The organism is Flavobacterium flavipallidum, from assembly GCF_038289905.1.
Classification (GTDB): Bacteria; Bacteroidota; Bacteroidia; order Flavobacteriales; family Flavobacteriaceae; genus Flavobacterium; species Flavobacterium flavipallidum.
In genome coordinates, this window is sequence record NZ_JBBYHU010000003.1 from 134183 (window position 1) to 160810 (window position 26628).

A 26628-nucleotide genomic window follows, 5' to 3' on the forward strand; every position below is an offset into this window, starting at 1 on the left:
AATTTGTATTAAATTGGTATAAAGATAATTATTAAATTTATTTATTAGAAAAGTATCTGTTTTTATAAAATCGACCGTTGTTTAAAATTATGATTTTTTTTATATTAAAATAATTAACTTGCCCAACCCAATTTATTTATTATCAAGCATATTAGAGTCGAAAGACTTTTTTTTAAAATTAAAAATGAAAACGTTTACATTTTGTTCGTTTTTATAGTGAGTATGGTATTAAAATTGATGAGAATCAGATTTCAATTATAATTTAAAATATTTTTTATGTTTTTAAAAAACCGACTTGGCCTATTGACTTTTTTAGTGGTGTTTTTTACTGTGTTTTCGATGCAGGCTGCTGATATTTGGGTAGCCACAAACGGAAAAGATACTAACGAAGGAACAAAAGAAAGTCCGTTAGCAACCGTACATATGGCATTGAGAAAAGCCAGAGAACTGCGTCGATTGAAAGATGCTTCGGTAAAAGGAGGAATTCATATTATAATCAAAGACGGGACCTATTATTTTGACGAACCTTTGTTTGTAAGACCTGAAGATTCAGGAACTGCTGATAGCCCTACAACTATTGAAGCTGATGTGAATGCAAAACCTATTTTTAATGGAGGTATTCAAATTAAAAACTGGAAAAAAACAACTACGACAATCAATGGGCTAAAAGCTGGAGCTGTTTGGGTAGCTGATGCACCGCAAATAGGTGGGGAAGTAATTAATTACCGCCAACTTTGGATAAACGATGTAAAAGCTGTAAGAGCTAAAAGTACTGCTGGAGACAAAATGGATCGTATTTTATCCTGGGACAAAGAAACAGAGACTTGTTGGATTCCTTTTAAAGATAAATCTATAAAATTTGAGCCGGGAATGGAAATGTTCATCGTGCAATGGTGGGCTATTGCTAATTTGCGTATCAAGAATATTGAGGTTAAAAAAGACAGCGCCCGACTTTCATTTGAAAAACCGGAAAGCCGTATTCAGAGCGAGCATCCGTGGCCGGCGCCTTGGATTTCAAAAAATAACGGTAACTCGGCATTCTTCCTAAATAACGGAATGTCAATGTTGAATGAAGCTGGAGAATGGTTTTTGGATAGAAAAAATCGAAAAATCTATTATATCCCAAGAGCAGGAGAAAATATGGCTTCCGCCAAAGTAACTGCGCCTGTTTTAGAAAATTTAGTGGATGTAAAAGGTACAATTGATTCGCCGGTAAGTTATTTTAAGTTTAAAGGAATTTCGTTTCAATATAGTAATTGGTTGCGTCCGTCGCAACAAGGTCACGTGCCTTTACAAGCGGGAATGTATTTGCTGGATGCTTATAAGTTAAAAGTTCCAGGAACACCTAATCAGGCTAACTTAGAAAATCAGGCTTGGGTGGGAAGACCACGTGCTGCTGTAGAAGTGAATTATGCCAATAATACTACGTTTGAAGGATGTCGTTTTGAGCATTTGTCTTCTACTGGATTGGATTTCAATAAAGGAACCAATCACAATCGCATTCAGGGAAATGTATTTAAAGATATTGGCGGAAACGGAATTAATTTGGGTGTTTTCTCCGAAGAGCCTTTTGAAGCTCATTTGCCATTGGTTGTAAAAGATGAAAGAGAAGTTTGTTCTGACGAATTGGTGGCTGATAATATGATTACCAATGTAGCCAATGAAGACTGGGGATGTTTAGGAATTGCAGCTGGTTTTGTTAAAGGTCTGACAATTGAACACAACGAAATTTCGGATGTGGCTTATAGCGGAATTTCGATGGGCTGGGGTTGGACGCATACTGCCAATGTGATGCGAAACAACAAAATCAATGGGAACAAAATTCATCATTACGCCAAACATTTGCACGATGTAGCGGGAATTTACACGCTTTCTTCTCAGGCAGACAGCCGCATTGAAGAGAACTATATTGACAAAGTATATTTTAGTCCGTATGCACACGATCCGTTTTTATGGTTGTATTTGTACACCGATGAAGGATCACAGCATTTTACTATTCAAAACAACTGGATTCCGATTCAGAAAATCTTAAAAAACAACAATGGTCCTGCCGGAAATATCTGGAAAGATAATTATGCTTTTGTAGATCCAAAAATAAAAGAAAACGCAGGTGTTCGTGCTCCTTATGCTAATTTGAAAAAGGAAGTGGTTGTTGATGAAGCCTGGGGATTACAGGAAATGCCTAAGTCGGTTGTGATTGAATTAGTTGGAAAAGATTTTGATATTGAAAAAATCAAATCGACTATAAAAGGTTTCCGAATTGTAGGTGAAGAGTTGTACCAATGGGAAAATCATCTAGTGATTTACGGTTTGATGAATCAACCGGAACGAACTAAAAGAAAATTGGCCTTGGCTTTCCCAGATTTACAAATAAAAATTTATGAAAATCCGGTTTATGATTTTCAAAATTTTGAAAGATGTCCAGGCGTTAAACCAGCTTCCGAATGGGAAAATATTGTGTTGACAGCCAATTTAGTAGACAATCCAAAAATGCAACAGGAATATTTGGATTACCATAAGACTCAATTTGAAAAATGGCCTGAAATAGCTAAAGGTTTCTGTAATGCTGATTTCCAACAATTGCAGGTTTTCAAAAACGGAAGACAATTAATGTTAGTAATCAGTATTCCAAAGGGCGAAGATTTAGACAAACTCAATCCAAAAACATCCGAAAACAATCCACGAGTGGACGAATGGAATGCCTTAATGAAAAAATACCAAACCGGAATTGAAGATGCCAAGGCGGGTGAAACCTGGATTTTTTTGAAGAAGCTTGAAGAAAAAAAATAGATTAAAATATTTAGCCACAGATTAAACGGATTAACACAGATTAAAAAAATCCTTTAAAATCTTTTAATCTGTGGCAAAAAGAAAAAAATAATAACAGCGAATAACAAAAAGAGAAATGTTAAAAATAGCCATTTTAGGTCTTGGAGAAGGACGTAGTACCATGTCGGCAGCGATAGAAAGCAGCAAAGTAGAACTGGTAAAAGTATGTGACAGAAATGAAGAATTGTGCAAACAAAGAGCAAAGGAATTTGATTTTCCGCACTACACTACAAATTATGACGATTTGTTAAAAGACGAGGCTATTGATATCATTGCTATTTACACACCGGATCATTTGCATGCTGAACACGTAAAACAGGCTTTATTGCACGGAAAACACGTAGTTTGTACTAAGCCTTTTATTGATGATTTATCAGATGCCAAAGAATTGTTGGAACTAAGCGAGAAAACAGGAAAAAAGGTTTTCATCGGACAAAGTTCTAGATTTTTTGAACCAGCAAAAAGACAAAGAGCCGATTATGAAGCTGGTTTAATAGGTGATTTGATTACGATTGAAGCGCAATATCACGCTGACCACAGATGGTTTTTGAAGAAAGAATGGTCTTTGTTGCAATCATTCAAATGGTTGTATGGCGGTTTGAGCCATCCAGTTGATTTTATCAGATGGTATTTGCCAAATATCGAAGAGGTAATGGGCTACGGAATGATTAGCAGCAACGGAAAATCGGCGGGATTGAAGAATGAAGATACGATGCACTTTATCTTCAAAGCGACTGACGGAAGAATTGCCAGAGTGAGTGGTGTTTATACTTCGCCAACACAGCCAGCTCAAAGAGACAGCGGAATGAGCACTATTTTGAGAGCTACTGAAGGTGCCAGCCAGGCTGATTATCATGAATTGCGTTATGCGGTGACCGACAAAACCGGTGAAGAAAAAGTAATCACTTGGGGTGATGCTACGATTAAATATTATTTCCGTTTTGAAGGCCAAAGTCATCACGGAGGAGAATACCAAAATTATTTGGAGTATTTTGCTGATAGTATTGAACAAGGTTTTACCGCTTATCCTGATATGAAAGAAGGAATTGGAACCGTAGCTTTATTGCAGGCAATGGACAGAACATTACAAACCGGAATGCCGGTAAAAATTGCGGAAATCTTAAAAGAATACAACCTATGAATAATAGCATCTACGATAAATTAACTGCTTTAGACTTTGTAATTGTTGCTGCTTATTTAGTGATATTATTGGTTATTGGATACATTGTTAGTGTCAAACAAAGTAAGAAGAACGAAACGCTTTTTATGGCCGGAAATTCGTTGAATTGGTACAATATCGGATTCAATATGTGGGGAACTAATGTGGGGCCTTCGTCGTTATTGGCTTTTGCCAGCATTGGCTACACTACAGGAATTGTAGCCGGAAATTTTGAATGGTATGCTTTTGTGTTTTTATTATTGTTAGCTATTGTTTTTGCACCAAAATATATTGCCAGCAAAGTAAGTACAATGCCCGAATATATGGGGAAACGCTATGGCGATAGTACGCAGACTATTTTGGCCTGGTATGCCATGGTGAAAATTTTGGTAAGCTGGTTGTCATTAGGATTATTTAGTGGAGGAGTTTTAGTGCGCCAAATTTTAGGAATTCCAATGTGGCAAAGTGTAACCGTTTTAGTTATTTTCTCTGGGATTTTTACTTATGCAGGAGGATTAAAAGCGATTGCTAAGGTAAATGTGTTTCAGATGATTTTGCTAATTGTGGTTTCGCTAACCTTATCGTATTTAGGTTTACAACAAGTAGGTGGAATTGATGCCTTGATTGCTAAGACGCCTTCGAATTTTTGGAATTTAGTGCGTCCTGCAGATGATGCCCATTATCCGTGGCCAGCCATTTTATTAGGTTATCCTGTAGCAGCCGTGGCTTTCTTTTGTACTGACCAATCGATGGTACAAAGTGTATTGGGAGCCAAAAATTTGGAACAAGGACAATTAGGAGTGAATTTTATCGGTTGGTTGAAAGTAATGGCGTTGCCGTTATTTATTTTACCGGGGATTTTGTGTGCTGTTTTGTATCCTGAGTTAGGAGAAAATTCAGATTTGGCTTATATGACTATGGTTACGAATTTGTTCCCAAGCGGAATGAACGGTTTAGTTATTTGTGTGATGATTGCCGTATTAGTAGCAACTATAGGTTCTTCTTTGAATGCTTTGAGTACGGTTTTCACCAATGATATTTATGTGAAAAAAATTAATCCGGAGGCAACTATCAAAGATCAAATCAAAATAGGACGTTTGACAATTGCCGCTGGATGCGTGTTTTCTATTTTGATTGCCATAGCCATTGATAATATCAAAGGGCAGAATTTATTCAATATTTTTCAGGCGGTTTTAGGCTTTTTAGCTCCATCTTTATCGGTTGTCTTTTTATTGAGTATTTTTTGGAAACGTACCACAAAAAAGGCCGTAAACTGGACTCTTTCGTGGGGTTCAGCCTTTAGTTTATTCGTTGGTGTTCTATATTTATGGATTTTTCCTGCCGATAAATATCCGGTTTGGCCTCACTTTTTATTAATATCGTTTTACATTTTTTCCACGCTTTTGGTTTCTGCTATTATCATTTCATTAGTAGATAAAAGTCCGGAAACCACTTTTGTTAGTGAAACCGATGTTCCTAAAACTAGTACCCGAGTGAAACTATTATTTGGTTTGCTGGGTATTACCATCTTTGTTTTATATCTGATTTTTAACTTTAACTAATCAGCTAATTCAGAGTAACCAAAAAATCAACCAAAATTAAAAACCATAACTTATGGCATACAGATTTTCAACTTTAATGCTTCGATTTTCGATTAGTTTAATCGCTGTTTTTTTCTTTTTTACTTCAAATTCGGCTGTTGCACAATCAAAAGATAGCAAAGCAACCTGGATTTGGTATCCGGGTGATTTTGAAGTTTGGTTAAGCAACAAAATGCAGGTAAGACGTACGGAACGCGAAGCCGTATTTCCACCCCTTTGGCAATATTATAGTCCGTATGCCTTAGTTACTTTTCAAACAGAAGTAGACATCCCGGAAGCCGATGAGGTAAAAATCTACACCGAAGGACCTTTTCAGTTACTTTTGGACGGTGTTCAGATTTATGGCCAACCAAAATCACTGAAAATTCCTGCCGGGAAACACAAAATTTCTTTTAAAGTCTATAATCAAGAAGTCTTGCCTGCCATTTATATTGCTGGTAAGTTTGTCAAATCCGATGCTTCATGGAAGGTTACTAATGAAGATAAATTGTGGATTGATGAAAATGGAAAAGCACAACAATCCGGTACGCCTTGGGTACCTGTGGGTTCTTGGAATTTTGATGCGCCAGAAAATAAGCCTTCTGGTTTTAGATTGGCTACGACTCCTTGGAATGCCAAAAAAACAGAGAAAACTGCTGCCGGTCAATTGGTGGATTTTGGTAAAGAAACCTTTGGTTATATTAAAATTCACGGTCTAAAAGGCAAAGGAAAAATAGCCTTATATTATGGCGAGTCCCGTGAGGAAGCCTTGGATACAGCCAAATGTGAAACCTTAGATCATTTATCATTTGATGGAAAGCAAACCGAAACCTATACACATACTGGGTCCAAAGCATTCCGCTATGTTCAGGTAGTTGCAGATCCTGCTTTAAAATACGATTCCATTTCAATGGATTATGAATATTTGCCATTAGAATATCGCGGGGCATTCAAATCTTCGGATCAGGAATTGAATAAAATTTGGGATGTCTCGGCTTACACCATGCATTTAACCTCACGCGAATTTTTTATAGACGGAATTAAGCGCGACCGTTGGGTTTGGTCTGGCGATGCTTATCAAAGTTATTTAATGAATTATTATTTATTCTTTGATTCGGCATCGGTGGAAAGAACACTTTTGGCACTTCGTGGCAAAGAACCGGTAACAGCACATATCAATATCATTATGGATTATTCGTTGTATTGGTTTGTGGGTGTTTACGATTACTATTTGCATACTGGAGATACGAAATTTATCAAAACGTTCTATCCGAGAATGAAATCATTGATGGAATTTTGCTTAGAAAGAAGGAACAAAAATGGATTCCTGGAGCCATTAGAAGGCGACTGGGTTTTTATTGATTGGGCAAACGGATTGCCAAAAACCGGCGAAGTGAGTTTTGAACAAATGCTTTTGGCCAGAAGTCTGGAAGCTATGGCGGTGAGTGCCAAAATTGCCGGTCAAAATGAGGATCAAAAGCAATATGAAAAATTAGCTGATGATCTTAAAACCAGATTGTTTGAGGTGTTTTGGGACAAGAAAGAAAACGTCATGAAGCACCAGCGTATCGATGGTAAAATGCAGGATATTGTAACCCGATATGCGAATATGTTCGGCATCTTTTTTAATTATTTTACTGAAGAACAAAAACAAAGTGTAAAAGACAAGGTGTTACTCAATAAAGATGTACTTCAAATCACCACGCCATACATGCGTTTCTACGAGTTGGAAGCCTTGTGTGCTATGGGTGAGCAGGATTATGTTTTGAAAGAGATGAAAGATTATTGGGGAGGCATGTTAAAAGAAGGCGCGACCTCTTTCTGGGAAGAATACAACCCAAATAAAAAAGGGAAGGAGCATTTAGAAATGTACGGTCGCCCTTATGGGAAAAGTCTTTGCCATGCCTGGGGTTCCAGCCCGATTTATTTGTTAGGAAAATATTATTTAGGCGTGAAACCTACCGCTCCTGGTTATGCTGAGTACGAAATCAAACCTAATTTAGGCGGATTGCAATGGATGGAAGGCAAAGTACCAACACCAAAAGGAGAGGTTGCATTGTATGTAAGCAAATCTGAAATAAAAGTCAATGCAGCTGAAGGAGAAGGAAAATTGATAATCGTAAGTAAATCAAAACCAAAAACCAATTCAGGAACGATTGTTGAGTTAGGAAAGAACAAATATCAATTAACTGTTAAACCAGATGTAGCTTATCAAATTAGTTATAAAGCACTTTAGTTATTGCGAGGAACTAAGCAATCTCACTAACAATTACATAAAGCTTGATTTTGTATAATGAGATTCCTCCTTCGTCGGAATGACAAGATGATGAAAATTAAAAATAAAAACCAATGTTTTCAAAAAACACAAAATTCAATTTTAAATTAAAGATAGCTTTCATAGCTCTGTTTTTGACATGCTTTCAATTTTCAGTTCATGCTCAAAAAAACAATTGGCAATCCGCTTCTTTTGAATTGGTGAAGTCTAACTACAAAACTTTCAAAACCACGCAATATGCGCATGTTTTTTCGAATAGTAAAAACAATATTGTTCGTTTAGCTTCCGAATTAGAAGGGCTTACAGGAGTAACACTTCCTTTGGAACAATATAAAAAAGGAACGAATGAGCCTTTAAAATTAAAATTCAAGGAAAATGCGCAATTGCTTATTGGTTTTTTTCAGGAAAAAGACAATAAAGATTATTTGCAAATTGCTACAAATGATAAAGCTAAATTAATCTTGGAAAATGGACTAACCGTAACGGGTTTGCCACCGGTAAATGTGTATGCTATCGCTTTCGCAAAAGGAACTCACTCTATTTTACCAAATGCAAAAGGTTTGTTTGTGGTTTTGGGAGCTGTGAAAAGCAATCAAAATTTAACATTCAGAAACGCCGAATTTCCAGATGGTAAACTGTGGAATCCAACTTTTATCGTCGAAGGATTTTCAGATGAGGAACCATTATTCGAAATTATCGGTGGCGAAAATAAAGCGGTTATTGATGAAGGTTTTCCCGGAACAGAAGGTATTCAAGGTGGTTTTGAAGGCGGTCGTGTGGTGAAAGTGGGCAACACCTATCATATGTTTCCAACGGAAAGAGCCGGTGAAATGGGAGTGCCTTATTATTATGATCGTGTAAAAACCAAAATTGGACATTGGACTAGTAAAGATGCCATTCATTGGAAACGCGAATCGACTATTTTACAAGCCAGCGGAACTTATGCCGTTACCGAAGATGATAATCCTATGAACGATCGTCGCGCGGCGATTTGGTCATACATGCCGGTTTTCAACGAAAAAGCAAACAAATGGTATGGTTATTATTTGGCTTACACGGTGAGTAAAGAAATTGAGCCAAACCACTCTTTTGGTCGTATCTGGCGTTGTGAGTCAACTGTTGAGGGTATTGATGGAATTGGAGGTCCTTACAAAGATATCGGAATCATCATAGAACCGGGATTGGATTCACAACCTTGGGAAGGACGTCAGGGAGTAGCTTCTTTTTTTCCATACCAAGTGGGAGATAAATTTTACGGTTTTTACAGTGGTGCTTATCCGTTCGAAAGTTGGAAAGATTATCCAAAAAAATCCGGAAAAGGCTGGTTTGTGGCTTTGGCAGAATCGAATAGTTTGGAAGGGCCTTGGTTTCGTATGAATAAAGGTTTGAAACCTATAAAATCCATACATTCCTTGTTTGTGGAAAATCCAATTGTGAGTCAGTTGCCAAATGGCTTATACATTGCCATATTTGACGGAGGTCCTGACGGTTGGGGACATCATTTGCCTAATATGATGGGCTATTCTTTGTCTAAGGACGGAGTGAATTGGTCGGAAGCGCGTTATTGGCCTATTGAAACCAAAGTGGACAAATGGTGGGACATCATGCGTACGCCTTTGTGCCTGATTCCTGAAGGAAATGATGTATATACCATTGTGTACAATGCCATCGATTTGAAACGACGTTTTCACCCGACTGGAATGGTGAAATTGAAATTGAATCGCGAGGTGATGGAGCAACGATTGAAGGAGTTGAAATAGATAGCGATAGGCCACTGATTATACGGATGAAACAGATTGGTACAGATTTTAATTTAAAAATGAATCTGGGATAATCTTTTAATCTGTGGCAAAAAAAATAAATCCGTGGGAATCTGTAAAATCAGTGTCATCCATGGCCTAATATAATTATAAAATGATAAATACAGTTAAAAAGCTTGTTTTAGCAATAGTAGCTTTAGCTACAGTAAGTTGCGCCACAAAATACAAGAAAAGGGAAATTACCGATGCGGTAATGAATGAGATTTACAACGAAATCAAAACGCCCTACAAATACGGTTTGGTCATGGTGCCAACAGACAACTCTTATAAGATGGATTGTCCTTCGGTTTTTCGAAAAGATGGAAAATGGTTTATGACTTACCTGATTTATGATGGAAGAGGTTATGAAACCTGGCTTGCCGAAAGTAATGATTTGTTGGATTGGAAACATTTAGGAAAAGTGATGTCATTTTCTAAAGATACTACGCATTGGGATGTCAATCAAAAAGCAGGGTATATCGCTTTGCAGGATTACACCTGGGGTGGTTCTTATAAATGGAACAAATACGATGGAAAATATTGGATGAGTTATTTTGGCGGAAATACCAAAGGTTATGAAGCCGGAGTTTTATCCATCGGTATGGCTTATACCAAGGAATCGCCAACAAAAGCACACGAATTTCAAAGATTGGAAAATCCTGTTTTGACACCAAAAGACAAAGAGGTACGTTGGTGGGATAACAGCACCATGTACAAAAACAGTATAATTCGTGATGAGGAAAAAATTACAGGACATAATTTTATTATGTATTACAATGCCCGAGGTGATAGTATCAATCCTGCTAAAGGTGCAGAACGTATTGCCATAGCAGTTTCTAATGATATGAAAACTTGGAAGCGTTACGGAGATAAACCCTTAATCAATCATCACAGAGGAATTTCGGGTGACGCCTATATTCAGCGCATCAATGATACTTGGGTGATGTTCTATTTTGGTGCTTTCTGGACCGGTTGGGATCAGGGTGCGTTTAACCAATTTGCAGTTTCAAATGATTTGGTTCACTGGAAAGAATGGAAAGGAGCCAATTTGATTGAATCATCAGAACCGTATGATAATCTGTTTGCCCATAAATCTTTTGTCGTAAAACACGATGGTGTGGTTTATCATTTTTACTGCGCCGTAAACAAGGCCGATCAAAGAGGAATTGCAGTAGCTACTTCTAAGGATTTAGGTAAAAGTGAAGTGCATTTTGTCGCTCCACCGGAGAAAAAGAAAAAGAAATAAGAATTATTAGATAGTCCTATTGTCAGTTCGAGCGCAGTCGAGAACAAGTGCAGCATCTCGACTGCGCTCGAGGTGACAAAATAGATAGACAGAATTAAATTTGTTAAAATGGTTTAAGAATTAGTTTAGTTATTTGTTAATTCAAAAAATCTGCAAAATCTGCGTGAAAAGGGATATGAAAAAAATTAAAATTATATTATTTACACTTTTGGCTTCAGTGGCTTCAAATGCCCAACTGGTAACGGGTGAACCTGCAGGAATTCCAAGAATCCCTCAAAAATATGCTTTTACGCCTTGGGAAAACCCAATGATTACCAGCATTAACCGGGAACCGGCAAGAGCTACAGCTTATTCTTATACGAATGTTGCCGATGCCTTGGAAGGAAAACGTGAAAAAAGCCGAATTAAAATACTAAATGGTGAATGGGATTTTAAATTTGCCAATAACCTTCAGGAAGCGCCTCAGGATTTTTATAAAAATGAAGTAAAAGGCTGGGATAAAATCGAAGTGCCATCCAACTGGGAAATGGAAGGTTATGGCATGGCGATATACAAAAGTGCCGTGTATTCTTTCCGTCCGGTAAATCCGCCTTTTGTACCTCAGGATGATAATCCGGTAGGTTCGTACCAAAGAAAATTTACGGTTCCTGAAAACTGGAATGGAATGACCGTTAGTCTCCATTTTGGAGGGGTAAGTTCAGCATTTCAGCTTTGGATAAATGGTGATTTTGTAGGTTATGGTGAAGACAGTTTCAATTCTTCCGAATTTAATATAACACCTTATCTTAAAAAAGGAGAAAATATTCTATCGGTTCGTGTATTTCGCTACAGCGATGGTTCCTATTTGGAAGATCAGGACCATTGGCGATTGAGCGGAATTCAGCGTGAAGTGTATTTGATGGCAGAGCCAAAATTGCGTATTGCCGATTTCTTTTACCAAACCAAATTAGACAAAAATTATCAAGATGCCGTTTTTCAATTGCGTCCTAGATTGGATAATTTGACAGGAGAAGTTATTAAAGATCAAACATTCGAAGTTCAATTGTACGATGCTCAAAACAAGCCTTTATTTGAAAAAGCCTTAGTGCGAAAAGCTTCCGAAATCATTGAAGAAGTATCGCCTCGTTTAGACAAAGTACGTTTTGGTTTTTTTCAGGAAACCATCAAAAACCCGCTGAAATGGAGTGCTGAAAAACCCAATTTGTACACCTTGGTAATGACTTTGAAAAATCCTGATGGAAGTATTAGCGAAGTAAAAAGTTGTAAGCTGGGCTTCCGTTCCATAGAATTTTCAACAGAGAATGGTAAAATGCTCATCAACGGAAAAGAAACCTATGTTTACGGCGTCAATCATCACGGGCATCATCCTGAAAGAGGAGAGGCGGTAAATCATCAGGACTTAGAAGAAGATGTGAAGGTCATGAAAAAATTCAATTTCAATTTTGTTCGAACTGCTCATTTTCCGGATGATCCTTATTTCTATGATTTGTGCGACAAATATGGTTTGATGGTCATGGATGAAGCCAATCTGGAAACTCATGGTTTAGGCGGACATTTGAGTAATGACCAGCAATGGACAGCCGCTTATTTAGAGCGAATGACCCGAATGGTACACCGCGACAAAAACCATCCTAGTATTGTGATGTGGAGTTTGGGTAACGAAGCCGGTAAAGGACCTAATCACGCAGCAATGGCTGCCTGGACGCACGATTACGATATTACCCGTCCGGTGCATTACGAACCGGCTCAGGGAAATCCAAGATTAGACGGTTATATCGACCCTCTAGATCCCCGTTATCCTAAAACAGTGGACCATTCGCATCGATTTGAAAATCCGCAGGACGAACCTTATGTTGATATAGTGAGTCGTTTTTATCCGGGTGTTTTTACACCTAAGTTTTTGGTAGAACAAAAGAAAGATACCCGCCCGATATTGTTTGTAGAGTATTCACATTCTATGGGGAATTCCACCGGAAATCTTAAAGAATTATGGGATGAATTCCGGTCTACTCCAAGGGTAATTGGTGGTTGTATCTGGGATTTGAAAGACCAGGGTATGCTTCGAAAAGATCCAAAAACGGGTCAGGAATATTTTGGTTACGGGGGTGATTTTGGTGAGAAAAAACACGATGGAAATTTCAATATCAACGGATTAATAGCTCCTGATGGCAGACCAAAAGCAGCCATGTATGAAAACAAATGGATTTATCAGCCTGTTGAGATGATAAGGGTATTTCCTAAAAATACACATGGAGGAACACAAATTTTGGTAAAAAATCGACAATCTGTAAATTCATTAGAAGAATACATTCCAGTTTTAAAAATTATAGAAAATGGAAATGTGATCAAGCAAGTAATTCTTCAGCCAATGAAAATTCCGGCAGGTGAAGATTATGTTTTGGATGTGCAGAAATATGTTCCTAAGATGAAATTGGATTCGGAGTATTTCCTCAATATCGAATTTCAATTAGCGAAAGACGAATTTTGGACAGCTAAAGGTTATGCGGTTGCTACAGACCAATTTTTGTTGCAAAAGAAAGCAGAAGTTACTTTGGCGGAAGCCAAAAAAGAAAGCAATTTGAAAGAAACCAAAGAGGCATACACCATCAACGGAACTGATTTTAGCATAAGTATTAATAGAACAAATGGAGCTTTGAGTTCGTATGTGTACAAAGGCAAAGAGCAGTTGAAATCTGCATTAATGCCAAATTTCACACGTGCCTTAACGGATAATGACCGCAAAGGCTGGAAACCTCATAAAATTTTAAAACAGTGGTTTTTGGCTAAGCCAATGTTGAAAAATATAAAAATGGAGCAATCAGCTGCTGCAATAAAAATTAGCAGTGATTACGAAATTATTAAAGACAGCGCTGCAGTAAATGTAAGCTACAATATAAGTCCCAACGGAATAATAAAAGTGGATTACCAACTCAAAGCGACTTCTAAATTGCCGAACATTCCTAGAATTGGAATGCAAATGGGAATCAACCAAGATTTTAATCAAATTTCCTGGTATGGTAAAGGCGAAATGGAAAATTATTGTGACCGTAGTTTTGGTTTCACGGTTGGAAAATATTCGCTGCCAATTGACAAATTCATTGAACCTTATGTAATGCCTCAGGAAAATGGCAATCGTACAGAGGTGCGCTGGATGGCTTTTACTACACCAACAAAAAACTCCGGCTTAGTGGTGGTGAAAGACAATTCCAATTTGAGCATGAGTGCCTGGCCTTATACCCAACAAAATTTGGATGATGCAAAGCATACGTATGACCTTGTAAATCCAGGTTTCCTAACAGTAAATATTGATTTAAAACAAATGGGCGTGGGCGGCAATGACAGTTGGTCACCAGTTGCAGCACCAATGGAAAAATATCAAATTCCTTCGGGTGATTATCAATATAGTTTTTATATCCTTCCTTTTGCGGAAGCAAAAAACGGATTGGAAACTAATTTGAAGAAATTGAAATATTAGATTTTTAAAATAATATATGATAATTAACCATATAAGACATATAAGTACATTAAAGTTTGGTTTTAATTTATTCTTAAATGCACTTATATGTCTTACATGGTAAAAAAAATAAAAATGTTCCATAAAAAAATTATCTTTTTACTCTTACTCTTTGTGGGAATGCTTTCCGCACAGGAAATTCGTGAAAAAGAAAATACTTTTTTTCAGCCTACCATCAAATCCTCAAAACCTTGGTTATATTGGTATTGGATGAAATCGGCTTATTCTAAAGCAGGAATTACCGCCGATTTGGAAGCGATGAAACAGGGAGGAATCGAAGGGGCTTATTTGATGACTATCAAAGGACCTACTGAACCGCCATTAATCTATCCACCGATTTTGCAATTAAGTCCTGAATTTTGGGATATGGTCAAATGGGCCTTTGTTGAGGCTGATCGTTTGGGTGTAAAATTAGCCTTTCATGCTGCCGACGGTTTTGCAGTGGCGGGTGGACCTTGGATTACCCCTGAAATGTCGATGCAAAAAGTAGTTTGGTCCACAACTGAAATTGTTGGAGGTAAAAAATTTTCCATGCAATTGGCTGTTCCGGAGCATTATAAAGAGTATTACAAAGACATAGCGACTTTTGCTATTCCAATAAAAGAATTTGAACAAAGTTCTAAAATCATACTTCCAAAAGTGAGCACTTCCAATGGGGAAGAAGCTTCGTTTTTGGCCAATCCTTCAAAAGATGGTAATTTGAAAATCAGTAACAAAGGCTGGATTTTATACGAATTTGAAAAGCCATTTTTGTGTCGCAATATCAATATTCAAACCAAAGGATTGGATTTTCAGGCACAGCGTTTAATTGTTGAAACCAGTAATGATGGGGTGAATTTTTCTTTTCATCAAAGATTACAGCCGCCACGGCAGGGCTGGCAAAATACCGATTACGGGACAACAAGCGCCATCAAAGCAATTTCGGCCAAATATTTCCGATTTGTTTTTGACCCGGCTGGTACTGAACCGGGTGCAGAAGATTTGGATTTTGCCAAATGGAATCAGGCGAATCTAAAAGTGAGCAATATCACGCTTTCCAATCAATTTGTAATCGATAATTACGAAGGGAAATCAGGGGCAGTATGGCGATTAAGCCCTAAAACAACTACAACGCAAATACCGAATGCCAATTCGTTTAAAAAAGAAAGCATCATCAATATTTCTCAATTTGTAGATGCCAATGGCAATCTGAACTGGAAGGCACCTAAAGGAAATTGGAAAATCATCCGTATGGGACACACTTCTACCGGACATGAAAATGCAACCGGAGGAGCTGGAAAAGGTTTGGAAGTGGATAAGTTCAATCCGGAGTTGATTCGGTTTCAGTTGGATCACTGGTTTGGAGAAGCTATACGAACTGCGGGTCCGGAATTGACTGCTAAAGTTTTAGAAATTTTACATTTGGACAGCTGGGAATGTGGCAGTCAAAATTGGTCATCCGTATTTCAGGCTGAATTTCGAAAAAGAAGAGGTTATGATTTGGTAAACTATTTGCCGGTTATGGCTGGAATTCCGATCGATAATGTAGATACCACCGAAAAAGTTTTATACGATGTTCGAAAAACCATAGCCGAATTAGTTGGAGATAATTTTTTTGGAACTTTGGCAGCAATAGCTAAAGAAAATAATATCAAGTTCAGTTCTGAAAATGTGGCGCCAACAATGATGAGTGATGGTTTGTTGCATTTTCAATATGTGGATTATCCAAGTGGGGAATTTTGGTTGAAAAGCCCTACGCATGACAAACCTTTCGATATGTTGGATGCTATTTCGGGCGGACATATTTATGGTAAAGACATTATTCAGGCTGAAGCTTTTACGGCTTTACGAATGGATTGGGACGAGCATCCGGGGAACTTAAAAGTGATTGCCGATCGAAATTATGCTTTGGGAATCAACCGTTTTTTCTATCACGTTTTTGTACATAATCCTTGGTTAGACCGAAAACCGGGAATGACTTTGGACGATATTGGTTCGTTTTTCCAAAGAGACCAAACTTGGTGGAAACCCGGTAAAGCATGGTTTGATTATTGCCAAAGGGTACAATTCCAATTGCAAAAAGGAAAACCTGTGGTAGATTTGGCTGTTTTTATTGGCGAAGATTTGCCTTCCCGTTCTTTGGTTCCGGATCGGTTATTTCCTTTTGTGCCAAATGTTTTTGGTCAAGAAAGAGTAGAAAGTGAAAAAATCCGATTGAAAAATGAAGGACAACCCACTGCAAAAATGCCAAAAGAGGTCACCTATTCTAAAAACAATACCGATTTGTCCCAATGGGTCAATCCGATGAATGGCTACCAGTACGATTCTTTTAATGCCGATGTTTTATTGAGAAAAGCAAAGGTGGTAAATGGAAAAGTGAGTTTTGACGGCGGAATAGAATATGGAGCTTTATTATTTCCGGGTAGTCGAAGAATGGCACCCAATAATATGATTTCTTTGGCTGTTACCGAAAAAATGCTGCAATTAGTCAAAGATGGAGCTACTATCTTTATTGATGAAAAACCTATAGATACACCAAGTTTTCAAACTACTGAAGAAAGAAAAAAATGGCAATTGGTAGTTGATGAATTATGGTCTAATGGTAATAATTCTGATTCAGGTTCCTGGAAATTAGGAAAAGGAACAGTTATCAAACTTCCATTTTTAGATGCTGATTTTTCTAAAATCGGAATCGATGCTGACGTGTTATTTCAAGATGATCAGAACGACGACAGAGGTTCTGTAGCCTGGACGCACCGTAGAAGTGCTGACGAAGAAATTTATTTCATATCGAATCAGTTGGAAAAACAACGATATGTGATTTTTTCTTTTCGCGAAAGCGGAAAAATTCCGAAATTGTACAATCCGGTTACTGATGAAATGCTTGCTTTAAATGAATGGAAAATTGAAAATGGGAGAACGATTATTCCTTTGGAATTGGATAAAAACGAAAGCTGTTTTGTGATTTTCAAAGAAAAAACAGCGGAATCTAAATTTGAAAAAGCTTCGAATACAATTCATTTTACAACAGTGAAAACTTTGGATGAAAACTGGAATCTACAATTTGACCCCGTATTTAAAGGACCGGGAAAAGCTTTGCAAATTAATAAACTTTTTGATTGGAGTACCTCTACAAATGAAAATATTAAATATTATTCGGGGACAGCAGTCTATTCGAAAACGTTCCATTGGAATGGCGATTTAAAAGAAGCGGTGTATTTGAATTTAGGTTCGATGGCTAATTTGGCCGAAGTGAGTTTGAATGGTGTGGATTGCGGGACGATTTGGACCTTTCCATACCGTACCAATATTTCAAAAGCGCTGAAAAAAGGGAATAATACATTGATAATTAAGCTGACGAATACCTGGGCGAATCGCATAATTGGTGACCAAAAATTACCTGAAAAAGACCGATTGACCTGGACACTTGCTCGCTATCGATTGGTAGAAAGCGAAAATTTATTACCAGCAGGTTTGTTGGGGCCGGTGACTTTAGAAAAAGAAAATAAATAAATTTTAGCCACAGATTTAACGGATTTCCACAGATTAAAATCCTTTAAATCTTTTAATCTGTGGCTAAAAAATATTTGATTACGACATAGAAATTAAGCTAAATGTTTCTTAATTCCTTAATGGTGAAAATTTTGTATAATTAGAAAAAAATAAGAAAATAATTAGCCACAGATTTTTAGAATTACATAGATTAATCCACTAAATCTTTTTAATCTGTAGCAAAATAAAATAAGAAAATGAAAAATTTAAAAAATGGGTTTATAGCATTTGTGAGTTTGTTAGTTGGTTTCCAAATGAACGCAGCGATCAAATTACCAGCTTTGTTTTCGGATAATATGATGTTGCAACAAAAATCAAAGGCTCCAATTTGGGGTTGGGCTGATAAAAATCAAACGGTAAAAATTAAAACCTCTTGGGACGCTAAAACTTATGAAGTGAAGGCAGATAAAGACGGGAAATGGAAAACTGTCGTGCAGACTCCGGTTGCAGGCGGACCTTATGAAATGAAGGTTTTTGATGCGAAGGAAACAAAATCAATTAAGAATATATTAATTGGCGAAGTTTGGTTGTGTTCTGGTCAATCGAATATGGAAATGCCTTTGAAGGGTTTTCCGGGACAGCCCGTTTACAAAGGAAATGAGGTGATTGTTCATTCGACTAACAAACAAATTCGTTTTATTACGATTCCACGTGCTACTGTTTTGACACCAAATGAAGATTTTCAAGGAAAATGGAGCGAAGCAGGACCACAAACAACGGGTAATTTTAGTGCTACTGCCTGGTATTTTGGTTCGTTGTTGCAGGAGGTATTAGCTGTTCCGGTGGGATTAATACATGTTTCTTATGGTGGTTCGAGTATGGAAGCCTGGATGAATCAGGAGATGCTGAAAGATTTTACCAGTGCCAAAATTCCAACGAGACAAGAAGATTTAGCCAAAGATCCTAATCGAGTTGCGACGACTTTGTTCAATGGGATGCTTTCTCCGGTTATTGGTTACGGCATTAAAGGTTGTATTTGGTATCAGGGCGAATCTAATTATGAACGTGCGGGGCAATACAAAGAGTTGATGAAAAAAATGGTTAGCAGTTGGCGCGGACTTTGGGGACAAGGAGAATTTCCATTCTATTATTGTCAGATTGCACCGTTCAATTATGCGCAATTTCATCCAAAAGATAATAAGGAAGAATACAATTCGGCTTATTTGCGTGAAGCACAATTACAGGCTTCCAAAGAAATACCCAATTCCGGTATGGCAGTTTTAATGGATATTGGCGAAGAAAATAACATTCATCCTATTCATAAAGAAGCAGGAGGAACTCGATTGGGGTATTTGGCTTTGACCAAAACCTATGGTATAAGTGGTTTTGAGTTTGAAAGTCCTGAATATAAAGCATTAGAAATTAAGGACAATGCGATAACCGTTTCATTTGATAATGCACCAAATGGGATTACTTCTTATGGAAAGGAAGTTACCGGATTTGAAATAGCTGGTGAAGATAAGCTGTTTTATCCGGCAAAAGCAGAAGTACGAAGAAAATCGGTGGTGTTAAAATCGGATAAAGTGACCAATCCGGTTGCGGTACGTTATTTATTTAAAGATGTTGCTGAGGCACAAATTTTCAGTACGGGTGGATTGCCGCTTTCTTCTTTTAGGACGGATAATTGGTAGGTTTTGAAAAATGATTTTACCATATAAGTCATATAAGATAATATAAGTTTTAAGGTATATTTCTAAAATGAACTAATATGTCTTAAATGGTTAAATAAAAGATATTTGATGAAAAAATTAATTTCCATATTTCTACTATTTCTAACGCTTTGTGCCAAGGCGCAGTTAGCTGTGCTTGATAATTACAATCAGCTTTGGAATACGCAAAGCAATAACTCATCAGAATCCATGCCTTTAGGAGGCGGCGATATTGGTGCCAATGTATGGGTTGAAAAAGGTGATTTGTATTTTTATTTTTCACGTTCGGGGACTTTTGATGAGCACAATACGTTATTGAAATTAGGAAGAATAAAAGTGAGTTTAAGTCCGAATCCTTTTGAAGGAAAGGAAGGTTTTAAACAGCAATTACACCTAAAAGACGGTTATATCAACATTTCGCAAAATGGAACCACAGTCAAACTTTGGGTGGATGTTTTTCATCCGGTGATTCATGTTGAAGTTGGGAGCAAAACATCAACTGAAATGAAAGTAGCTTATGAAAGTTGGCGTTTCAAAAACCGTGATTCTAAAGGCAAAGCTAATAATGCCAATTCGTATAAATGGGCTCCGCAAGGCGAAATTGTAACCTACAAAGATTCTATTTCTTTCGAAAAAAAAGGAGTACAGTTTTACCATAGAAATCGAGCCAATACGGTTTTTGATGTCGCAGTGAAACAACAAAAAATGGAATCGGTTAAGGACCAAATGCTAAATCCTTTGGCAAATCTAACTTTTGGAGGAAAGTTATTCGGTTCTAATCTAAAAGCTAGTGGAACTTACACCGGAATGTATCAGGATACTGATTTTAAAGGCTACCAACTTACAAGTACTAAAGCAGCCAAAAATCACGAATTCCAAATTCAGTTGCATACCAATCAATCGGCAGATGCTGCTTTGTGGGCAACTGAATTGCAAAAGCAAATTTCGACCTATAAAAAAGAGCCTAAAAGAACAGTTGCCTGGTGGAATTCATTTTGGAATCGTTCTTTTATTTATACGCAAAAAACAAAAACGGATAAAGATTCGGTTTACCAAATCGGGCAAAATTACCAGTTGTTCCGTTACATGTTGGGCTGTAATGCGTATGGAAAATATCCAACTAAATTCAACGGTGGATTGTTTACGGTTGATCCGGTTTTTACAAACAAGGATTTGAATTTTACTCCAGATTTCCGCAATTGGGGTGGTGGAACCATGACAGCTCAAAACCAACGTTTGGTTTATTTTCCAATGTTGAAAAGCGGTGATTTTGACATGATGAAATCACAATTGGATTATTACTTGAGTTTGCAAAAAAATGCCGAATTACGCTCAAAGGTTTATTGGAAACATAATGGAGCTGCTTTTACGGAGCAATTGGAGAATTTTGGCTTGCCAAATCCAGCCGAATACGAATGGAAACGTCCGGCAGATTATGATGCAGGAATGGAGTACAATGCCTGGTTGGAATACGAATGGGATACCGTTTTGGAGTTTTGTCAGATGATGCTCCAGCAAAAAGAATATGCAGCCAAAGACATCAAAAAATACCAGCCTTTTGTGCTGAGTTGTCTGCGATTTTTTGACGAACATTACCAATATTTAGCGAAACAGAGAGGACGAAAAGCCTTGGATGGAGAAGGGAAATTGGTTTTGTATCCGGGCTCGGGTGCTGAAACTTATAAGATGGCGTATAATTCGAACAGTACAATTTCGGCCTTAAAAGTAATTACGGAACAATTATTGTTGCATTCGGAAAATGATTTCTCCAAAGAGGATTTGGAATATTTAAAAGGCTTTCAAAATCGTATTCCGCCTTTGAATTTCAGAGAATTTGACGGTCGTAAAACATTGGCTCCGGCCAAGTTATGGGAACGAATCAATAACACCGAAGTGCCTCAGTTGTATTCGGTTTATCCCTGGAAAATTCACGGTCTGGGTAAAGCAGATATCCAAACTGCCTGGAATACCTGGAAATATGATACAGATGCCTTGAAATTTAGAAGTCATGTGGGTTGGAAACAGGATAATATTTTTGCGGCTCGTTTAGGATTAACTCAGGAAGCAGCCAAATATAATTTGCTTAAAATGGCCAATTCCGAAAGACGTTTTCCTGCTTTTTGGGGGCCTGGATTTGACTGGGTTCCGGATCACAATTGGGGCGGCAGCGGCATGATAGGTATGCAGGAAATGTTATTACAGGAAGTTAATGGGAAAATGTTGCTTTTCCCGGCTTGGCCTGAAAGCTGGGATGTGCATTTTAAATTGCATACCTCACAAAATACTACTGTAGAAGTAAAAATGGAAGGCGGAAAAGTTAAGATACTTACTGTTTTTCCAAAAGAAAGAGAAAAAGATATCGTGAATCTGTTAGGAATGAGCTTGGCAGAGAAAAAACAATTAAAATAGGATTAGATTATGAATTTGATAAAACAACTGGCATTTTGCGCCGGAACAATGATAACGTTTACATCGGCTTTGAATGCTCAGGAGAAACAAATATTTCCTTTGACAAAATCATTAAAAGTTGATTTTGATTTGGCACAACGCCGTACTCAGGAAGTAAATGATCCTAATTATATTTCCTGGCCAATTAGTGAAGGGACTTTAATCGAAAAGAAATTTGGAACAATAGCCGTTACGCTGAAAGGAAGTATTACCTCAAGTTGGTACAAAACAGGAATTCAGGCGCCTTATTACGCCCGATTGGTCAATGACGGGCTTGTAGCCGATAGAAGTATTGAGATGATTTTTACTGGTTTGTCCAAAGGACCACATACTTTGTTGACGTTCAATAATACCTTTGATAGTCCGGAATTGGCGAATTATGCTCCGGTAAAAGTATTTGTAAATGGCGTTTATTCGCAAACGATTATACCAAGTAATCGCGTGACTTCTACTATTGCAGCAGCGACTTCTTATATTAAATTTAATGTTGCAGATGAGAAAGAAGTGGTAATTCGTTTAGAAGCGGATACTCAAATGGCTGGGAAAATTCAAAAAGTAGTTTTGAATGGTTTTGAATTGGATTTGCCTAATCTAAAAAAACAGGCCCATACACCCAAACCAGAAAATAACGACAAACACGTAGTTTTAGGAAAGGACTTCAAATTAGAATGGAATGCTGCGGTAGGAACTGTTTCTCATGATTTTTATTTTGGTACCAATGAAAAACAAGTGGCTACTGCCAACCGTAATTCAGCTGAATTTAAAGGGAATTTAAAAAATAATGACTTTGCCATTGATGCAGCTTCTTTGAATAATTTAGAGGATTATTATTGGAGAGTAGATGAAATTGATGCCGATAACGAAGTAACCAAAGGAAAAGTTTGGTTTTTTAAACCAGCCCAATTGGGCTTTCCCGGTGCTGAAGGTTATGGACGTTTTGCTATTGGTGGTAGAGGTGGAAAAGTCCTTACAGTAACCAATTTGAATGATAGCGGCCCTGGAAGTTTACGAGATGCCGTAGAGCAGGAAGTAGGTCCAAAGACTATCGTTTTTAATGTTTCAGGAAATATTCAATTGAAATCCAGATTAGTGGTTAGTCAGCCAAATGTAACCATTGCCGGGCAAACTGCTCCGGGAGAGGGAATTACTATTAGCAGAGCGCCAATTGGATTAACCGGAAACGACGGTATCATTCGTTTTTTAAAAGTCCGAATCGGAGGTGGAACTACCTATGATGGTATGGGATTAACAGGAGCCAACCATAGTATTATTGATCACTGTTCCATTAGTTGGACTATTGATGAGTCGTTTAGTTCCCGTGGCGCACATAATATTAGTTTGCAGCGCACTTTAATCTCTGAGGCCTTAAATGTAGCGGGCCATGATAAATACGGTCCGGGTAAAATGCATGGTTATGCCGCAACAATTGGGGGAGATGTGGGGAGTTTTCACCATAATTTATTAGCACATAATTACGGACGTAACTGGAGTATTGGTGGCGGATTAAATGGCGATGGTTATTATGGTGGAAAAATTGATATTCGTAATAATGTGGTGTACAATTGGGGTGCTCGTGCCACCGATGGAGGAGCTAATCAGGTGAATTTTGTCAATAATTTTTATAAACCGGGAGTTGCTACTAAAATTTTTGTGGCTTTAAACGCCCAAATTGAAGGAGTGGGAAAAGGGAAACAACAATATTATTTTGATGGCAATGTGATGCCGGGATATTTCAATGAAAAAAATCAGGAAAAAGGAAGAAAATTCACGCTGTCTAATAAGGCTATAGTTGATTATGATGTGTTTTTACCAAAACCATTTTTTGAATCACACGTAAATACGCAATCGGCGGAAGCAGCTTATAAAAATGTGTTATCAGATGTAGGAGCTAATCAACCGTTTTTTGATACACATGATCAGCGCATCATTAAAGAAACTTTGAAAGGTACTTATACTTATAAAGGAAGTAAAAGCGGACTTGGCGGAATGATTGATAACGAATCCGATCAAGGAGGTTGGCCAGTTTTTGCCTCAGAAAAACGTCCTGCAGATTGGGACACCGATCAGGACGGATTGCCTAATTGGTGGGAAGAGTCAAAAGGTTTGAATCCAAATTCGGCTCAGGGAGATTTCGCTGATGCGAATGCTGCTACTACTAATGGTTATACACAACTGGAAGATTATTTAAATTGGTTGGCGCAACCACACTTTTTCATTAATTTAAATGATCAATTAAGGTTTTCTATAATAGATTATTTCAAAGGTTATGAGAAAAAACCAAATTATGATATTTCGGAAGTAAACAATGGACTTGCTGCTTTAAATGGGAAAGAAGTTCAATTTAGCGCAATCCATAAAGGTTTTGCTTCATTGGTGATTTCAGTAAAAGATGCCGATGGAGACACAATGAGTAGAATTATCAATGTATTTGTAAAATAAAATTGACCGCAGATTCACAGATTTTTTAATAATTAATCTGCGAATCTGCGGTATTAAAAATTAGATTTTAAATCTGCAGTCAAATATTAAAATCATTAAAATGAGAATAAAAATTATTGTAGTTTCGGTGGTTCTCCTAACTGCTGTTACATTTGCCCAAAACAAAGGTTTAGTAGATAATTCATCCAGTCCATATACCAAATTAAAAAGTGTTGGTTTGCAGGATGTGAATTGGACTAATGGATTTTGGAAAGAACAATTGAATGTCGAGAACAAGGAAACCCTGCCTTATATGTGGGACTTGTATCATAATGATGAAGTTTCACATGCTTACGCCAATTTTGAAATAGCTGCCGGAAATAAAAAAGGAACTTTTAAAGGGCCTTCTTTTCACGATGGGGATTTTTACAAAATTTTCGAAGGCATGGCTGCTTCCTATGCGGTTTCAAAAGATCCAAAGTTGGACAAACAAATGGATGAAGCCATTGCATTATTTGCCAAAGTACAACGCAAAGATGGTTATTTGCATACTCCGGTTTTAATTGATGAGCGTTGGGGAACTTTAGGGCCTGAAGAAGTTAAAAAACAATTGGGTTTTGAAAAGTACAATATGGGTCACTTAATGACTGCTGCCTGTGTGCATTATCGCGCTACCGGAAAAACCAATTTTTTGAATATAGCTAAAGGTGTTGCCGATTTTTTGTATGATTTTTACAAAAAAGCTTCTCCTGAGTTGGCTCGTAATGCCATTTGTCCATCACATTATATGGGAATTGTCGAAATGTATCGAACGACTAAAAATCCTAAATACTTAGAACTAGCTAAAAATTTAGTAGATATTAAAGGAACTACCGCTGATGGAACCGATGATAATCAGGATCGAATTCCGTTTAGGCAACAAACTACTGCTATGGGCCATGCGGTAAGAGCCAATTATTTGTATGCAGGTGTAGCCGATTTGTATGCCGAAACTGGAGAGAAAAAGTTATTAGACAATTTAGAGTCTATTTGGGAGGATGTCGCTTATCGCAAAATGTACATTACCGGAGCCTGCGGCGCTTTGTATGACGGAGTTTCTCCTGATGGAACTTCTTATGACCCTACTGTTGTTCAAAAAATTCACCAGGCTTATGGTCGTCCGTATCAGTTACCTAATGCTACAGCTCATACCGAAACCTGCGCCAATATTGGAAATGTTTTGTGGAATTGGAGAATGTTTCAATTGACAGCTGATGCTAAATATACAGATGTGTTAGAATTGGCCTTATATAATAGTGTGTTGTCTGGAATGAATTTAGAAGGTAATAAGTTTTGTTATAACAATCCTTTGAATGTTTCTGTCGATTTGCCTTTTGAACAAAGATGGAGTAATACACGTGAAGGATATATTGCCTTGTCCAATTGTTGCGCACCTAATGTAACCAGAACTCTAGCTGAAGTTAGTAATTATGCTTATAGTTTGGCTAAAGAAGGATTGTATGTTAATTTATATGGGAGTAGTAATTTAAATACAACAACCGAAGGAGGGGCTAATTTACAGTTACGCCAACAAACGAATTATCCTTGGGATGGAGCTATTACGATTAACATTGATAAAGCTCCAAAGGAAAATTATGCTTTGTTTTTAAGAATTCCAGGGTGGAGTCAAGGAGCAACTATTTTAGTAAATAATCAAAAGATAGAAGGTACTATTGTTTCCGGTTCTTATTTTAAAATAGACCGTAAATGGAAAAAAGGAGATGTAATCAGCTTAAATATTCCTATGCCTGTGCAACTAATGGAAGCTAATCCACTGGTGGAAGAGACAAAAAATCAGGTAGCTGTTAAAAGGGGGCCTCTTGTTTATTGTCTAGAATCTGAGGGGATTTCTAAACCAGGTTTAGTTAATGAAGTTGTTTTGGATGTAAATTCTGATTTTAAGACGGAAACAATACAATTAAATAACCGAAATCTAATCTCAATATCCGCTAAAGCAGCATACGATGCCAATTCTTGGAACAATAAAACGCTCTATCAGCCTATAAAAATAGCCAAGGAACAAATTACAGTAAAACTGCTACCTTATTTTGCATGGGGAAATGGTAAAAGCAAAGAGATGATAGTATGGTTTTCGCACTAATAGGCTTGTTAAAATTTATGTTTTTTTTCGATAATAAAAA

General features: G+C 37.4%; 12 protein-coding genes. All 12 read left to right on the forward strand.

Annotated features, from left to right (window positions below):
• Positions 1–276: 276 nt before the first annotated feature.
• The 12 genes from AAEO59_RS02860 (at position 277) to AAEO59_RS02915 (ending at position 26588) form a co-directional block, all read left to right on the forward strand.
• On the forward strand, positions 277–2790 hold the full coding sequence (locus AAEO59_RS02860; RefSeq protein WP_341699242.1) for an L-rhamnose mutarotase: 2514 nt from the start codon (positions 277–279) through the stop codon (positions 2788–2790).
• Between the two features lie 115 nt (positions 2791–2905).
• Complete coding sequence (locus AAEO59_RS02865) at positions 2906–3970, forward strand: Gfo/Idh/MocA family protein (RefSeq protein ID WP_341699243.1); 1065 nt, start codon at positions 2906–2908, stop codon at positions 3968–3970.
• Entirely contained in the window at positions 3967–5550 is a 1584-nt protein-coding gene (locus AAEO59_RS02870) for a sodium:solute symporter (protein WP_341699244.1), read from the forward strand. Before AAEO59_RS02865 ends, AAEO59_RS02870 begins: the two co-directional genes overlap by 4 nt.
• Positions 5551–5602: 52 nt before the next feature.
• Entirely contained in the window at positions 5603–7804 is a 2202-nt protein-coding gene (locus AAEO59_RS02875) for an alpha-L-rhamnosidase-related protein (protein ID WP_341699245.1), read from the forward strand.
• Positions 7805–7917: 113 nt separating this feature from the next.
• On the forward strand, positions 7918–9603 hold the full coding sequence (locus AAEO59_RS02880; protein WP_341699246.1) for a hypothetical protein: 1686 nt from the start codon (positions 7918–7920) through the stop codon (positions 9601–9603).
• Between the two features lie 154 nt (positions 9604–9757).
• On the forward strand, positions 9758–10888 hold the full coding sequence (locus AAEO59_RS02885; protein ID WP_341699247.1) for a glycoside hydrolase family protein: 1131 nt from the start codon (positions 9758–9760) through the stop codon (positions 10886–10888).
• Positions 10889–11063: 175 nt separating this feature from the next.
• Positions 11064–14363: a glycoside hydrolase family 2 TIM barrel-domain containing protein gene (locus AAEO59_RS02890; protein ID WP_341699248.1), complete on the forward strand. Its 3300-nt coding sequence runs from the start codon at positions 11064–11066 to the stop codon at positions 14361–14363.
• A 114-nt stretch (positions 14364–14477) separates the two neighbouring features.
• A complete protein-coding gene (locus AAEO59_RS02895) occupies positions 14478–17894 on the forward strand; it encodes a glycosyl hydrolase (RefSeq protein WP_341699249.1) in 3417 nt (1138 codons plus the stop codon).
• A 236-nt stretch (positions 17895–18130) separates the two neighbouring features.
• Positions 18131–19564 carry a sialate O-acetylesterase gene (locus tag AAEO59_RS02900; protein WP_341699250.1) on the forward strand — a complete coding sequence of 478 codons (1434 nt, stop codon included), beginning with the start codon at positions 18131–18133 and terminating at the stop codon, positions 19562–19564.
• 108 nt (positions 19565–19672) lie between these two features.
• Positions 19673–21991 carry a DUF5703 domain-containing protein gene (locus AAEO59_RS02905; RefSeq protein ID WP_341699251.1) on the forward strand — a complete coding sequence of 773 codons (2319 nt, stop codon included), beginning with the start codon at positions 19673–19675 and terminating at the stop codon, positions 21989–21991.
• A gap of 9 nt (positions 21992–22000) precedes the next feature.
• Entirely contained in the window at positions 22001–24469 is a 2469-nt protein-coding gene (locus tag AAEO59_RS02910; protein ID WP_341699252.1) for a pectate lyase family protein, read from the forward strand.
• 100 nt (positions 24470–24569) lie between these two features.
• Positions 24570–26588: an aceric acid hydrolase gene (locus AAEO59_RS02915; protein ID WP_341699253.1), complete on the forward strand. Its 2019-nt coding sequence runs from the start codon at positions 24570–24572 to the stop codon at positions 26586–26588.
• Positions 26589–26628 lie beyond the last annotated feature (40 nt).